The sequence below is a fragment of the Crateriforma spongiae genome (assembly GCF_012290005.1).
In the GTDB taxonomy this organism is placed as follows: Bacteria; Planctomycetota; Planctomycetia; order Pirellulales; family Pirellulaceae; genus Crateriforma; species Crateriforma spongiae.
Genome location: NZ_JAAXMS010000005.1, coordinates 396,987 through 412,397 on the forward strand (window position 1 = coordinate 396,987; position 15,411 = coordinate 412,397).

A 15,411-nucleotide genomic window follows, 5' to 3' on the forward strand; every position below is an offset into this window, starting at 1 on the left:
ACAGGAGCGTTCCGACCGGGAAATTACGATGTTTTCCGCGAAGTGGCGAAAGTCGGGGCGACACGATTTGAACGTGCGACCTTCTGGTCCCAAACCAGACGCTCTGCCAGGCTGAGCTACGCCCCGATGTGGCGTGTGAGCGGGAATAATACACGCTGCGGCAATCGGCCACCATCCCATTGTCAGGCCGGCGGAGACCGCTTTTTTGGGGCCGATGCGGATCGATCCGTCTTTGCGGTTCGTCCGAGTGCGGGACGAGACGCCGTGAGCAGGCGTGCACCGTTTTCGGGGTATCCCCCGACGCGCGGACGACGTCGAATCGTGCGACAATCGCCGGGGAGAATCCGATGAAGAATCGTTCGATGTCGGCGGAATCCGCTGACGACCGTTTGTCGCCCTGCTAAAGTCGATCCTGATGCGACGTGGCACTTCCGCCCGTGGGTGTGTTTTCGGCCAAGTCGTATTCTGGGTAGGACCCAAACGAACCGGATCAATGCCGTCAGCTTGCCGCAAGGATGCCACGGGTGTTTCGCATGGCTGCCAGGGGCAACCAGGGCGATGCCTCGGCCGTCTGGGGGCCGTGGGAATCGAACGATTCACGGTGCCGTCCAATCCTAACCTGCTTTTCCACTGAACCCTGTTCTATTGCCAGTCGTTCCGCTTGCGGGCGCCGTAAAACGATCCAGCGACACGATTCGACGCTGGTTGTTTTCACACGTCCGACGGAGGAACACGTCTTCGCCGCTTGGGAGTGCTTCGTCGTGCGAAACTTATTGAAAGTTGCCAGCTTTGTCGTGCTGAATTTGGGGTGCGTTTCGTTCTCGGTCGCCGACGAGCAGGCCGTACGGCAAGTCATTGCCGACTATGCGGCCGCCTTTAACGATCATCACATTGATCGAATTTCCGAACTGTGGTCCGCCGACGGCATTTTGGTGGATCGAACAACGGGAGAACGAATCACCGGGCGTGATGCGATCGTTCAAGATCTGCGGCAAGTGTTTCGCACGCATCCGAACACGCGGATCTTTGGATCGATTGATCGTGTCCGCTTCATCAAACCCGACATCGCTCGGGTCAGTGGATCGGTGCGTGTCAGCGCCCCGGGCAACCCGACCGAAGAGGTCACGGATTTCTCCGCCTTGGTGATCCAGCAACAAACGCATTGGGTCATCGACACGATCGAAGAATCGCAACCGGCGGTTCCCGCGTCGCCCGGTGAAGCGTTGGCCGATTTGAACGAGTTGATCGGACGTTGGGTTGATGAATCCGATAGTGGTCAAATCATCAACGAGTTTCGATTCACCGACGGCGGCAATTTTGTGACCCGCACGTTCCACTTTGTTCGCGAAGGCAACGTGGTTCGTCGTGGCACGCAAGTCATCGGCTGGGATCCTCGCAGCGGCGAGATTCGCGGATGGACGTTCAACACCGACGGCAGTTTCGGTGACAGCGTCTGGCAGAAAGCTGATGGCAAGTGGTTGATCAAGTCCACACAGACCTTGGCCGATGGCCGTGCGGCGTCGGGCACGTTCGTCTTGAAAGCTGTTTCGGACGACGAGATGACCATGGAGTTGGTCGGACACGAGATTGAGGGCGAACCTCAGCCCGCCGGAGTCTCGGTGACGTTGCGCCGATCTGCACCGGAGGAAGCCGAGTCGGGTGAAGCCTCCGCGGCTGATGACGGATCGGATCAGTGACGCCCGCCCCACGTAATGTCCGGAGAATGAACATGAATCGAAAACAGACTTGGACCCGTGTGGCACTGGCGATTGCTGCGACCTTGTTGTTGCAGGCCGATGACGTGATGGCACGTGGCGGATTCCGCGGTGGCGGCGGAGGAGGAGGAATGCGGGGCGGCGGAGGAATGCGAGCCGGTGGCGGTATGTCACGGCCCAGCATGCCGGCGTCACGACCAATGTCGCGTCCCAGCATGCCCAGCTCACGCCCCAGCATGCCCAGTTCGCGGCCCAGCATGCCCAGCTTGGGCGGTGGGGGATCGCGTCCGTCGTTCAATCGTCCGTCCACCGGGATGCCGTCGGTCAGTCGTCCATCGGTCAGCCGGCCGTCGACACGCCCTGGCGTGAATTTGCCTTCCAGTCGACCGTCCATCGATCGCCCGACGACTTTGCCGTCGCGTCCGTCGACCGGATCGCGCCCGTCGACTCGGCCCAGCATGCCTAGCCTGGGCGGTGGAAGCGGCAACCGACCTGGATCGGGCAATCGGCCCAACATCGATCTGCCCAATCGTCCCGGATCGGGATCGGGCAATCGACCCGACCGGCCCACGTTGCCGAATCGCCCCGGCGGATCGACTCGGCCCGGTGGCGGAGATCGGCCGAACATTGATTTGCCCGGCCGACCTGGCGGCGGCAGTCGACCTGGCGTCGGTGACCGTCCATCGTCGGGGGACCTTGGCGATTTTCTGGGGATCAACAAGCCGATTCGGCCGGCACCGTTGCCCAGTCTGCCGAACCGACCCGGTGGTGGTGATCGTCCGGAGCGTCCCAATTTGCCGAATCGTCCGGGTGGCGGTGACCGCCCGGAACGTCCGAATTTGCCCGATCGACCGGGTGGCGGCGACCGCCCGAACATCGGCGACCGGCCTGGCTTTGCTGATCGACCCAATGTCGGTGACAGACCCAACATTGGCGACCGACCCGGGATTGGTAATCGGCCGGGTGTTGGTGCAGGAATCGGCGCCGGTATAGGCGCTGGAATCGGTGCGGGTATCGGCAACCGACCGAACTTTGGTGACGTCAACTTTGGCGACATCAATATCGGTAACAGCGTGATCAACAACCGCCCGACATGGGCCAACATTGATCGCAACCAGATCAACCGGATCAACAACCGCTGGGGCAATCAGATCGGTGGGCTGCACGGTTACTATGGTCGGCATCCCAATCGTGTTGCCTACTGGAATCGATGGGGCGTGGGCGTGCGTGGTCACTGGCACTATCACCGGTTCCGGAACTGTTTTGGCCCGACGTGGTGGCGTCGTCACCCGCATGGTTTCTGCGGATGGCACTATCACTATCGGTTCCGATATTTCCCGACCTATTACTGGTGGACGGTTCCGACCTTTACCGCGTGCACAAGTTGGTTCACTTGGTCCGCGCCGACGCAGGTCTGGAGCCAGCCGGTTTACTATGACTATGGTCAAGGCGGAAACGTCACGTACCAGAACAACAACGTCTACATCGACGGCGAACAAGTGGCGACCGCGGACGAGTACGCTCAAAGCGCCGCCGTGCTGGCCACCGTCGAACCGCCCAAGGATGAAGAACAGGCGGAAGAGGCCGAATGGATGCCGCTGGGGACGTTCGCCGTCAGCAGTGATGACGATGACGTGGATCCCAGTCGCGTGGTCCAATTGGCGGTCAATAAGGACGGTGTGATCAGCGGCACGTTGTACAACAGCCAAACCGACCAGGCCGATACGATTCAGGGCCAAGTCGACAAGGAAACCCAGCGTGTGGCTTTCCGTGTCGGCGAGAGCGAAGACATCGTGGTCGAAACGGGGCTGTACAACTTGACCAAAGATGATGTGCCGATCTTGGTCCACTATGGAACGGAGAAGTCCGAACCTTGGATGCTGGTACGAATGGATGCACCGGAGGACGGCGAAGGCGATGCCGACCAGGATTCAGGCAACGATTCCGCGGAGGACAGCGGCGAATCCGACCAAGAATAGATCGATGGTTGACACCAGGCCCGTCGCTGCGGTGGCGGGCCGTGGATGGGACGTGTCCGCAGCAATGACGGGCACACCTTTGCCATAGGCCGCGGTGCACGTGCAGCGGCATTTTCATCGCGGTCGCTCGCCTGGCCGTTTGACTGTTCAGCCGCCAAGCCCACCCCGCTTGGCGGTTTTTTTACGCGCATTCTGGTCGAAGTTCGATCAGTGCACCGCTCTGCCGGATCTTCGGACGGTTATGGCACGTTGCTTGCATTCGACTCCGCAGCAGACACCGTACCAAACGACGACGCGGCAGCATTGTGATACGATCGATGCCTGTGCGTTTGTCAACTCCCCGCCTTGAATGCGTGGTCACTTGGCCTAGAACAAGTCCACAGGCCGTTGACGACGAACCGTGAGCAGAATCGCGGTGGCGGGAGCGGAACGTCGACGATGGATGCATCGAGCCGGCCGATCCGTGGTGAATGCCCCGGTCGCGGTTCCGATGCCAGGAATAACTCATGCAGGAATGCAGGCGATGAGCCTTTTGGATCCCGAACGTTCACTGAAAATTACCCTGATCAGCCTTCACGGGCTGATTCGTGCGAAGAATCCGGAGTTGGGGCGAGACGCCGATACGGGCGGGCAAATCAAGTACGTCCTGGAACTGGCTCGAGAGTTGTCTCGCCACGAGCGTGTTCGCGAAGTCGAGTTGCTGACGCGTCAAATCATCGATCCAAACATCGACGACGAATACGCCCAATTGGAGGAACCGATCAGCGAGAACGCCAAAATCGTGCGTATACCGTTTGGTCCTAAGCGGTATCTGCGAAAGGAGGCGTTATGGCCTTACATCGAAATGTTCGTCGATCAGACGCTGTCGCACTTTCGACGTTCGGGTTTGCCCGACATCATTCACGGGCACTATGCCGATGCCGGCCTGGCCGGTGCTCAACTGGCTCGACTGGTTCACGTCCCCTACATCTTCACCGGGCACTCGCTGGGACGGGTTAAGAAGCAACGACTATCGCTTGGCAAATCATCGCCAGAAACTTTGGAACGCAAGTACAAGTTCGTGTTGCGTACCGAGGCGGAAGAGATTGCGCTGGAAACCGCTGCGATGGTGGTGACCAGTACGAACCAAGAGGTTCAAGATCAGTACGAGCTGTATGACCATTATCAGCCGTCGCGGATGGAGGTGATTCCGCCGGGGGTGGATCTGGATTCGTTTTCGCCGCCGGGTTCTGACTACGCGGTTCCCGAAGGCTTGAAGTCGATTGATCGATTCCTGACCGATCCGTCGAAGCCCATGATTTTGGCGATGGCGCGTCCGGACGAACGTAAGAATTTGACCAAGCTGGTGGAGGTTTACGGCAACAGCGAACAGCTGCGCGAAGCGGCCAACTTGGTGATGGTGATGGGCACCCGCGATGACATGCGGACGTTGCCCAAGGGCCAGCGTCACGTGTTGGAAGACGTCATGTACTTGATCGACAAGTACGACTTGTACGGCAGTGTGGCGTACCCGAAGCAGCATCAACCGGACGATGTTCCCGATCTGTACCGGATGGCGACACGATCCAAAGGCGTCTTCATCAACCCCGCGCTGACCGAACCGTTCGGTTTGACTTTGTTGGAAGCCGGTGCGACGGGGCTTCCAATCGTTGCGACCAACGACGGTGGGCCTCGCGACATCATCGCCAACTGTGACAACGGTTTGTTGATCGATCCGATGGACGATGAGGCGATCGAGCATGCGTTGCTGCGTGCATTGACCGAACCGGACCAGTGGGAAACGTGGTCCAAAGCGGGCATTCACGGGACGCGCAAACATTATTCCTGGTCCAATCATGCGGACCGTTATCTTCGTGACCTGGATGACATTCTGCAGGATTCCCCTGCCCCGACGTTGGTGACCGCACCACGGTTGAAACGACTGCCGGAATTCGATCGGCTGATCGTGACGGACCTGGATAACACTTTGACCGGCGACGACGAGGCATTGGCGGAGTTTGCGCAACTGATCCGAGACAACGACCATATCGGTTTCGGGATCGCGACCGGCCGCCGGTTGGACACGGCGTTGGAACTGATTGACCAACTGGGATTGCCGCGACCGGACGTTTTGGACACCGATTCCGGAACACAGTTGCACTACGGTACGTCGTTGACGCCGGACCGCAGTTGGCAAAAACAGATCGGCTATGCGTGGAAGCCGGACGAGGTTCATCGGGTTCTGGATGACCAGCCGGGATTCTTTCTGCAGGAAGATTGCCACCAGTCGCAGTTCAAAATCAGTTACGAAATCGACGCCAAAGTCGCTCCGAGCACCACGGAAATCAAAAAGCTGCTTCGCGAATCCGGGGTGCGTGCTAAGGTTGTTTTGTCGCTGGGGATGTACCTGGACATCATCCCCGTGCGGGGCGGCAGCGATCTGTCCATGCGGCACTTGCTTTGGAAGTGGGGTTTTTCACCCGATAACGTGCTGGTTGCGGGAGATTCCGGCAACGACGCGGGAATGCTGTTGGGCCGTACTTTAGGCGTCGTCGTAGGTAACTACAGTAGCGAGCTGGAACGGCTGCGCAAGCGACCGCGGGTCTACTTTGCCGAGGCATGCCACGCGGCGGGCATCTTGGAAGGCATTCGGTACTATCAGTTTCTAGACAACATCGTGATTCCTAATGATCGGATCGATCCAGCACCGAGCAACGACTAATGGACGAGCCGGCGCGTCGGACGGGGTCAGATTTGAGGCGGAATTATCCCTGAAACGCTTGATGCCGCGTTTGCAGCAACATTGGGAAGATGCCCAAGTTGATGAAACGCTGCGTCACGAGTTCGAAGTCCGTTTGAACGAACACTGGGCGGACTTGTTCGAGTTGTTGTTCGATTTGTACGGCACGCGCTACGACTTCTTCTATCACCTTGAGCAAATCCTGTTGACCACGGCGGATGCCTGGATCCACCGTCCGGAATCGCTGCGCCGCTTGGACCGTCATCGTGTGTTGGAACCGGACTGGTTCGCATCGCAAAAGGTGGTCGGTGGAGCGTTGTATGTCGACCTGTTTAGCGAAAACCTTGGCAAGCTGCGGGAGTCGATCGACTATTTCAAGCAACTGGGGCTGACGTACCTGCACCTGATGCCTTTGTTCGCGGTCCGTCCCGGTGACAATGACGGCGGTTATGCGATCAGCAATTATCGCAGCGTGGATCCGCGGCTGGGCACGATTGATGATTTAAGGTTGCTGGCCGATGCCCTGCGTGAAGCCGGGATCACCTTGGTTTTGGATTTCGTCTTCAACCACACCTCCGACGATCACCAATGGGCACAGCAGGCACAGGCGGGCGACCGAGAGTATCAACAGTTCTATTACATTTTCCCTGATCGCACGCTGCCCGATCAGTACGAACAGACATTGCGCGAGATCTTTCCGACGGTCCGCCGCGGCAACTTCACGTGGCACGACGGAATGCGGCAATGGGTATGGACGACCTTCAATAGCTTTCAGTGGGACCTGAACTACGGCAATCCCGCCGTGTTCCGCGCGATGGCCGAGGAGATGTTCTTCATTGCCGATACCGGCGTCGACATTTTGCGTTTGGACGCGGTGGCGTTCATCTGGAAGGAAATGGGCACCAGTTGTGAAAATCTGCCCAAGGCCCACAAGCTGATCCAGGCGTTCAATCGCCTGGCGAGGATCGCGACGCCGGGAATGGTGTTCAAGTCGGAAGCGATCGTGCATCCGGATGATGTGGTGCGTTACATCAGTCCCGAAGAGTGCCAGATTTCTTACAACCCGACGCTGATGGCGTTGTTGTGGGAATCGTTGGCGACCCGCGAATGTCGCTTGTTGGTCAAATCGCTAAGCCACCGACATCGTTTGCCCTCCGACACGGCTTGGGTGAATTATCTGCGGTGTCACGACGATATCGGTTGGACGTTCGATGATGCCGACGCGGCGCAGATCGGTATCAATGCGTACGATCACCGCCAATTCCTGAATCGGTTCTATACCGGACAGTTCGAAGGTTCCTTTGCGCGTGGCGTTCCGTTCCAGGAAAACCTGGACACCGGCGACATGCGAATTGCGGGAACTTTGGCTTCGTTGGCGGGTTTGGAAAAAGCCATCGAAGAGGATGACGAAGAGGGCAAGGACCTGGCGATCAAGCGGATGTTGTTGTTGCAAGGCATCACGCTAAGCATCGGCGGTATTCCGCTGATCTATCTGGGCGAAGAATGGGCGATGCTGAACGATTACGAATTCGTCAAAGACCCGGCCAAGGCTGGCGACACGCGATGGGTTCACCGACCCAAGATGCAGTGGGAATTCTTGGCGGAGTTGGACGATAGCTTGGAGGCATCGGGCGGTTCCATTCGCCGTCGTGTGTTCCTGTCATTGCAACGCATGATTGCGGCCCGAAAATCGTTGCGGGCATTGGCCGGACAAGCGATGGAACTGGTCAACGTGAACAACACGCATGTGCTGAGCTTTGTAAGGCACTGTGACAGTCACCGGTTGATCGTACTGGCGAACTTTTCCGAGCAACCGCAGACCGTCAGCGGCAATCTGTTGCGGACCGCGGGGATCGGACGTTTCTTTGAAGACGCGATTAGCGGTCAAACCATCGGCACCAGCCACGACATCCACTTGGACGGTTATCAGCTGATGTGGTTGAAACGCGTTTGACGCGGAAACCCTTATTCAGCCTGCCTTTGCCGCACGCGACCGTCGCAACCGGGAAAATCGAGTCCTCAGCCGACCATGGGACCGACCGGATCATGCTTGGCAACCATCGGCGGTTTCGTTTGTGTGCGGCTGTCGGGTTGATGTCCGCGGCGATGGATCCAAGTCACCGAAGCGGTCGCGATGATCGCCGCCGCACCCAGATCCAGTGAACTGGGCGCGACCGCACCCTCGTTCGGTCCCGGCAGATCCGCGTCTTGTGGGATCAGCCACTGGAAGCGACGCATCACGGCGTCCAGTTTTTCGTTTTGACCGTCACCAGGTGTGCCGCTCAGATCGTCCGCCAGCCCCAGGGTTGTCAGCAGGCTGACCAGTCCGCTGTGGTTTGATGGCTGGATGTCGGTGTCCACCGGGCGACCGGGTGGTGGATCACGGAAACGCCATGGGTTGTCGGTGGCAACCGCCCAAATGTCGGACGTTTCATGGCCGGACTGCGAAACACTGATGTCGGCGTCGCCTCGCAAGAAGGTTTGTGTGGCGGATTCTCGCGTCGGCTGAGGAGATGAATTCGAAAGGGTATCCCAAGCCAATGCGTGGCCGCGCATCACGGCGTCGATGGCACCGATCTGCTGATCCGTGTGGTCGGCGTCCGAAGATAGCCGGTGCGATACCAATGTGATCGTGTCGGATTCGGTTGACGGAGGCAAACCGTCGTCAAACGACGATTCGTTTGATGCGTTGTCAACTGAATCGTCAACGCTATCCTGCAGTTGCCGGCTTTCATCGATGTCGATCAAGGTATCGACTGTCGCATCCACGTCCGCGGCAGCGTCATCGGTCACCTCCGCGACGGTGCGATCGCCATCTTTGGCAACTGAGTTGATCGAGGATTCGAACTCCGGTGCAACATTGCGTTGCGACGAAGCGGCGGTTGATTCCCCTTCCGCTTGGCGGCTGAGATTACTGGTGCCATTTCGGCTGTTTGCGGCGGCTTGTGACAACAGTGAAAGCGGCTCCGATGGTGCCTGGCTGTCGCGCAAAATGCCCGAGTTCACACCACCGGATGCTAGGTCGATCGTGGACGACCCGGTCGATGAGGAATTCGAAAGGCCGTCACCGAAGGTTTGGAAGATCACGACGTCGATGATCAAATGGACATTGGACGACGGTGTGAGGGTGGAGGCTGCACGATCGCGGGCCGACGAGGTGTCCGACTGTGTGGCGAAAGACAACGCGACGGGGACCGAATAGCTGAACGATCGAACGGATGTTCGCGTGGAATCACGGTCTTGGTCGTGCGGACGCTGGCGTGAACTAGCGTTGTGCTGGTGGATGATTTGACTGGGGTTCAGACGCGTTGCCTGATGCTGTCCGCCCTGTGCCGGGGCAATCTGGCGAGGCTGCGAATCGGAATCCGGTGTGGATAACGCGCCGATAAAACCTAATCCGCTTTCAACGGGGCTCAGGGAGGCTGCGAGCAGTTCGCGACGTTCCAGTCGTTCCACACGCAAGGGGCGTTGTCGGCGGGACGCCGATTTTGACAAACGGGTCATCTTCATCGTGACGCAACCTCCTGCAGCGAACGTCGGAAACGCACCAAGTCAGCCTGTGAATCTTCACTGCTGCCTGTCAATCGAACGACGTCGTTCTGGGTGTCCACCGCGCGAGTCAGCGTGGTGCGGGCCGCGCGGGTCTGGCCAATTTTGGCTTGGATTAGTCCCAAATTTACCAGTAATCGTGCCAGTTCATGTTGCGTCGCGGGGTCATCAGGAGACCGTTTGGCAAGTTCGGTTTGGATCTGAACCGCTTGGCGAACCGCGTCGGCGGCTTCGGTATCGCGGCCGATTTCCTGCAACACCACACCGCTTTGGTTCCAACATGCGACCAATTCACGGTCGTCGCTGTCGGTGTCGGCAAAGTGCGGTGCCAGCGTCTGAAGCATCGTGCGGGCCCGGACGAAGTGGCGGTACGCATCGACCGGTCGTTCCGCCCGCGAACACGCCGATCCCAGCATGCCCAGTGCGACCGCGTGTTGGTAAGCCAGATTGCGATCACCCGGGTTGGCTTTGGATTGATCGGCGTAATGGGATGTCGCCGCCGCCAAGTGAGTGTGTGCTTGGGCGGGATCGGTTTCCAGCAACACACGTCCCAAATTACAGCGTATCGATGCACGCAGATCGGCTGCGGTGGATGGCGAACCGGACTTTGGCGTGCTTGCCGTCAATGATTCGGGATCATCCACGACACCGTCGATGGCCATTTGAAAAGCACGTCGGGCTTCGGTGATTCGGTTTTGTCGTGCCAGCAGACAACCTAGGTTGTTCCACGTTCGAGCTTGGTGCCGCCGAGCTGCCCTTTGCAAACCGTCGGTGTCGGCGACGGCCGATTCGATCACGGATTGTTGGTTTTCGATCGCGTCGGTGAAGCAGCGGGCCGCTTGGGCGGTGTGCCCCAGTTGGGCCAGGGATTCGGCCAAGTTGTTTTGGCAGACCGACCATTGCAAACGTGTGCGAATGTCAGCCGGATCTTGCCGGACCAAAGCCGTGTAGGTGTCGCAGGCGTGACGAAAGTCTTCGGCGGCAAGTTCGGGACGCCCGAGTTCCATTTGAAAGCGGCCGATCTTGGCTTGGGTTTCCGCCAAGTCGCTTTGGCGTAAAGAATCACGTTGGGCTTCGGCCACAAACCGTCGATAGTAATTGATGGTTTGATCCAGCAAACGGCGCCTTGCACCGGAGGCTTCGGGGACATCCGCCAGCATGTCGGCCATCTGTGTTCCCAGGCTGTCGACGGCGATGCGGGACAGATTTTCGAAACGATTGGACCGGCGTCGATGGTCTTCGGCGATCTGTTTTTGGGTCGTGATGATGGCAATGCCGGCGGCCATGGCGATGAAGATCAAGCAGGCGGCGGCGATGGATCCGACGAAGGCACGCCGGTGCCGGGACGCCACGCGAATCATCTTGTCGCCCACTGACGGCGGGCGAGCGTTGGTCGGTTGGCCCGCCACGACGCGTCGCAGGTCATCGGCAAAGTCGCCCGCCGTGTCATAACGCTGGTCACGCTGGACCGACATGGCTTTCTGTAAAACGGTGTCCAAGTCGCGTGGCAATTCCGGACGTCGGCGACGGACCGAATCGATCGGCTTGGCGTCGGTGGCGGTCCATCGTGACGTCGGCGAGATCCCTTGGTGGATGTCTTCGCCGGTCAGCATTTCATACAGCGTCGCGGCCAGCGAAAAAATATCGCTGCGTCCGTCGACCAGTGCGGTCATGCCACACGCCTGTTCCGGGCTCATGTACTTGGCCGTACCGACGATGTCGCCGGTTTGGGTCAAAGACGGGTTGGTCGCGTACCGGGCCAGGCCAAAGTCGGTGATCCAAAGTTTTTGACGCGAATCGATGATCAGGTTCGACGGTTTGACGTCCCGATGCACCACGCCACATTGATGAGCGGACTGCAGTGCGTCGGCGATATCGGCGACCGCGCTGACGTTCCAGCGCCAGTCGGGATTGATTGATCGATCGCCGATTCGTTCTTCCACCGACGGTCCGTCGATCAGCGGCATGGCGTAGTAATGGATGCCTCGCTGGCATCCGACGGCGTAGACCGGAACGATATTGGGGTGTTGCAATTGTCCCGCGGCTTCGGCCTCATTCTGGAAGCGGCGTAATCGCTTTTCATCCAGCGTCGATGTCCACGGCAACAGTTTGACGGCCACCACCCGGTTCAATGATTCCTGCAACGCTTCATAAACGATGCCCATACCGCCACGGCCGATCGGTCGGATCAGACGAAAGTCGTCCAAGTGGCTGGGGGCGGCCAGATCAGACAAATGGCTGTCGGATCCGACCAAGCACTGTTGAAGATGTTTCAATCCGTCGACACATCGTTGCAGCGGAGCCAGTAGGGCGGGGTCATCGGCTGCCATCGTCCGCGTGTCCACGGATTTCCCCGACTCGATTGCCGACAAATACTGTTCCAGCAACAACGACAAGCGGTGCTGTTGGTCTTCGTTCAATCCGTCCAACGCGTCGCCGGGGTGCACCGATGCCGAGTCCGGCGGGATCCGCGATTCCGGCCGGGACGAATCGATGGACTGCGCGGCGACCGATTCACCGTTGGGCGAACGTGACCCGGTCGGCTCGTCGCCCAGCGATTGCGATGAAGACGAGCGCGGCGACGATTTGGGGGGAATGGATTCGATCATCAAGCCTTCGTCGTGGGGGTGACAAGTCGTTGATTTGATTTAGCGGCGACGCCGAATTCGTCCAGAGACCGCGAGGGCGGAAACGGCATCGGCGGTCAAAACGCTGGTGAATCACAAACGGTTTTGAATCGTTCGATCGCACGGACCCACAGCATCCGGACGGTGCCCGGTTTGCGGCCCATCCGCTGTGCGATGTCGTCGAACGACAGCCCTTCCAAGTTTCGGTACACGATGACTTGGCGATAATCGGGTTTCAGCCGGTCCAGTTGCTGGGTCAGCCGCAGCGCGATCTCTTTGCGGCCAGCGTCGCGGCTGGGGGTATCGCCGGCGGCGGCCAGAACGTTGATCAGCCCGATCGGACCGTCACCGCTGACGTCGATCTGGGGATCCAAGCGAACTTCTCGGCGGACGTCTCGTTTTTGTGCCAGCACGTGGGCTTCGACGGCGTGGCTGACACAGTTGCAAAGGATTTGACGTAGCCAAGTCAGCCATTCGCCTTCGCTGTTTCCGCGAAAGCTGGGGAAATCGCGATGGGCGGCCAGCATGGTTTCTTGCACCAGGTCCGACGGATTGAGTCGGGGACGCAATCGCTGATCCAATCGGGTGGCCGCCAGGACGCTTAGATAGCCGCGATACAATTGCAGCAGGGCACCCAGCGAATCCGCGTCGCCGCGACGAACGCGGCCGATCAGCTGGGGAACCGAAACGGCGGTGTCGGACGATTCGTCGGGCGAAAGCGTCGGCATGGTGTCGGTGACCGTTGGCAGAGAAGGAGGAGAAGACGATCGGGCCGGCCCGGAACGCATCCTACGCCCACCGGAACCTGAAAGTCATCCGAATGATCGCACGGCAGCGTCTGGCCGCCCCGGAAAACCCAGTGCTTCTCTTGTAGGGCCGATTCGGGCGAAAATTTGTGACACTCGAGGGACACTTTCGCCCAAAAAGTTGCGAAATGAGCGGTGCAGTGGGGGGCGAGTGGCCGATTCGCCATTCGCTTTCCCCCCGAAGCTGTTGTCATGCGGAAGAGTGACACGGCAAACCGAAGTCGCCTATCGCCCCGCGAAAGTAACGCACCGCCCCTGCCCTTCCCGAGATTCATTCCGCAAACGCCGGCTCTCCCGATTGGGAGAGGGTCGAACGCATCACCGACGATCCATCAACGAATCGATTCTTCGGGCAATCCTGATTGGATTCCCTGGTCGATCGGCATCGAATCGGGTTTGCCGTCGCTGTGCAGCTTGATCAGCCGGTCCAATTCCGCACGCAATTTGGCCACGGTGTCGGCATGTGCGGGGTCATTGATCAGGTTCACCGATTCCTCCGGATCCTCCCGCAAGTCATACAGTTCGGCCATGTGTCGATCGGGGGTGCCGTCGCCATGCGGGTAACGAATGTATTTCCAGCGATCGGTGCGCAGTGCACGCACATTGGGCGTGTAGGGAAACTGGTGTTCGTAGTTGTATTCGTAATAATAGCTGTCACGCCAATCCGAATCATTGCCTTGTGCGAGCTGTTTCCAGCTTTGACCGTGCACGTGATCCAGAGGTTTGGCGTTGCACACATCCAAGATCGTCGGCGCGAAATCGATGGTGGACACCAGTTGTTCGACAACCTGCGGCTGGTCGGTCGGCGTCAAACCGGGATATCGAACCACCAATGGGATGCGAATCGACGGTTCATGTCCGGTCCGCTTGTCGACCATGCCGTGTTCGCCTTCCAACAGACCGTTGTCGGAGGTGTAGATGATCAGTGTGTTGTCCAGCTCGCCGCGATCTTTCAAGAAGTCATAGATCACGCCGACGCTGTCATCGACCGACAACAGGGTGCCCCAATAGGCGCGGACCATGTTGGCAAAGTCTTCCACCGCTTCGGGGCTACGATCAGGAAAGTCTTTTCGCCAGTCGAACAGCGGACCGTAGATGCCGTGCCATGTGTCCAAACGTTTTTTGAACCACGCCGGTTTGTCGTCCAGCATGAATGCCGTCCGCGGGTACTGGACATCGACGCTGTCAAAAGCGTCTTCGTACTTAGGTTCGGGATAGTAAAAACTGTGCGGCGCTTTGTGGCCCAGCATCAGCATCCACGGTTGGTCGCCGTCACGTTTTCCGATCCAATCGGTCGCCATTTCAGTGACCACGTGGGTGTAATACCCGGGGACAACGCGTCGGTCGTTGCCGTTGAAGTTGAACGTCGTGTCGAAGTATTGGCCTTGGCCTTTGTGAGTGACAAAGTGATCAAAGCCGGGGCGAGGGTTATCGTTCTTTTCGCCCATGTGCCACTTGCCGACATAGGCGGTTTCGTAACCTTCCTGTTGCAATCGCATCGGAAAGCTGACCATGTCGGTCGGATATTCGGTGAAGTTGTTCGAAACGCCATGCGTGTGGGCGTACAACCCGCTAAGGATCGAAGCGCGGCTGGGTGAACAGAGACTGGTCGTGCAGAAATGGTTTTTGAACAACAAGCCTTCGCCGGCCAAGCGATCGATGTGGGGCGTTTTCAGATGGGGATGTCCCATGCAGGAAAGCGCGTTGTAACGCTGGTCATCGGTCAAGATGAACAGGACGTTGGGGCGCTGGGGGGCCGAGTGATCTTCGGCTTGTAGTGCAGGGCCGCGCAGAATTGCGGCGGCGATCAAGCCGCAGACCAATAGAATTTCGCAGCGTCCCCAAGGGGAACGTGGCGCATGGTGTATCGTCGTTGTCATCGATGTGGACCGTGAAAGGTGGGACGTTGGGAGAGAGCCCACAATTTAGCCGAAAATCGGCGCAACAATGACGGTCCGGACGACAGGGTGGCCAGAGTTTTTGACCGGTCGATGCGGCAAAGAATGACTGCGATGG

The 15,411-nt window shown here is 58.8% G+C and carries 8 protein-coding genes and 1 tRNA gene; 4 read left to right on the top strand and 5 right to left on the bottom strand.

Going from position 1 to position 15,411, the window contains the following annotated elements:
* Positions 1 to 52: 52 nt before the first annotated feature.
* A tRNA-Pro gene (locus tag HFP54_RS15535) sits at positions 53 to 126 on the bottom strand.
* A gap of 635 nt (positions 127 to 761) precedes the next feature.
* On the opposite strand from HFP54_RS15535, the gene HFP54_RS15540 reads away from it, so the two are divergent.
* The 4 genes from HFP54_RS15540 to HFP54_RS15555 all read left to right on the top strand — a co-directional run bounded on the left by HFP54_RS15540 (position 762) and on the right by HFP54_RS15555 (position 8,367).
* Positions 762 to 1,697 carry an SgcJ/EcaC family oxidoreductase gene (locus tag HFP54_RS15540; protein WP_168565820.1) on the top strand — a complete coding sequence of 312 codons (936 nt, stop codon included), beginning with the start codon at positions 762 to 764 and terminating at the stop codon, positions 1,695 to 1,697.
* A 32-nt stretch (positions 1,698 to 1,729) separates the two neighbouring features.
* Positions 1,730 to 3,694 carry a hypothetical protein gene (locus HFP54_RS15545; protein ID WP_235951863.1) on the top strand — a complete coding sequence of 655 codons (1,965 nt, stop codon included), beginning with the start codon at positions 1,730 to 1,732 and terminating at the stop codon, positions 3,692 to 3,694.
* 523 nt (positions 3,695 to 4,217) lie between these two features.
* Entirely contained in the window at positions 4,218 to 6,395 is a 2,178-nt protein-coding gene (locus tag HFP54_RS15550) for an HAD-IIB family hydrolase (protein ID WP_168565822.1), read from the top strand.
* A 61-nt stretch (positions 6,396 to 6,456) separates the two neighbouring features.
* Complete coding sequence (locus tag HFP54_RS15555) at positions 6,457 to 8,367, top strand: alpha-amylase family glycosyl hydrolase (RefSeq protein ID WP_235951865.1); 1,911 nt, start codon at positions 6,457 to 6,459, stop codon at positions 8,365 to 8,367.
* A gap of 65 nt (positions 8,368 to 8,432) precedes the next feature.
* On the opposite strand, the gene HFP54_RS15560 is transcribed toward HFP54_RS15555, so the two are convergent.
* The 4 genes from HFP54_RS15560 to HFP54_RS15575 form a co-directional block, all read right to left on the bottom strand.
* Positions 8,433 to 9,923, bottom strand: a complete 1,491-nt coding sequence (locus HFP54_RS15560; protein ID WP_168565824.1) for a hypothetical protein — start codon at positions 9,921 to 9,923, stop codon at positions 8,433 to 8,435.
* A complete protein-coding gene (locus tag HFP54_RS15565) occupies positions 9,920 to 12,571 on the bottom strand; it encodes a serine/threonine-protein kinase (RefSeq protein WP_168565825.1) in 2,652 nt (883 codons plus the stop codon). The genes HFP54_RS15560 and HFP54_RS15565 overlap by 4 nt, the downstream gene beginning before the upstream one ends.
* Positions 12,572 to 12,666: 95 nt before the next feature.
* On the bottom strand, positions 12,667 to 13,317 hold the full coding sequence (locus tag HFP54_RS15570; RefSeq protein ID WP_145299087.1) for a sigma-70 family RNA polymerase sigma factor: 651 nt from the start codon (positions 13,315 to 13,317) through the stop codon (positions 12,667 to 12,669).
* Positions 13,318 to 13,727: 410 nt separating this feature from the next.
* A complete protein-coding gene (locus HFP54_RS15575) occupies positions 13,728 to 15,275 on the bottom strand; it encodes a sulfatase family protein (RefSeq protein WP_168565826.1) in 1,548 nt (515 codons plus the stop codon).
* Between the last annotated feature and the right edge of the window lie 136 nt (positions 15,276 to 15,411).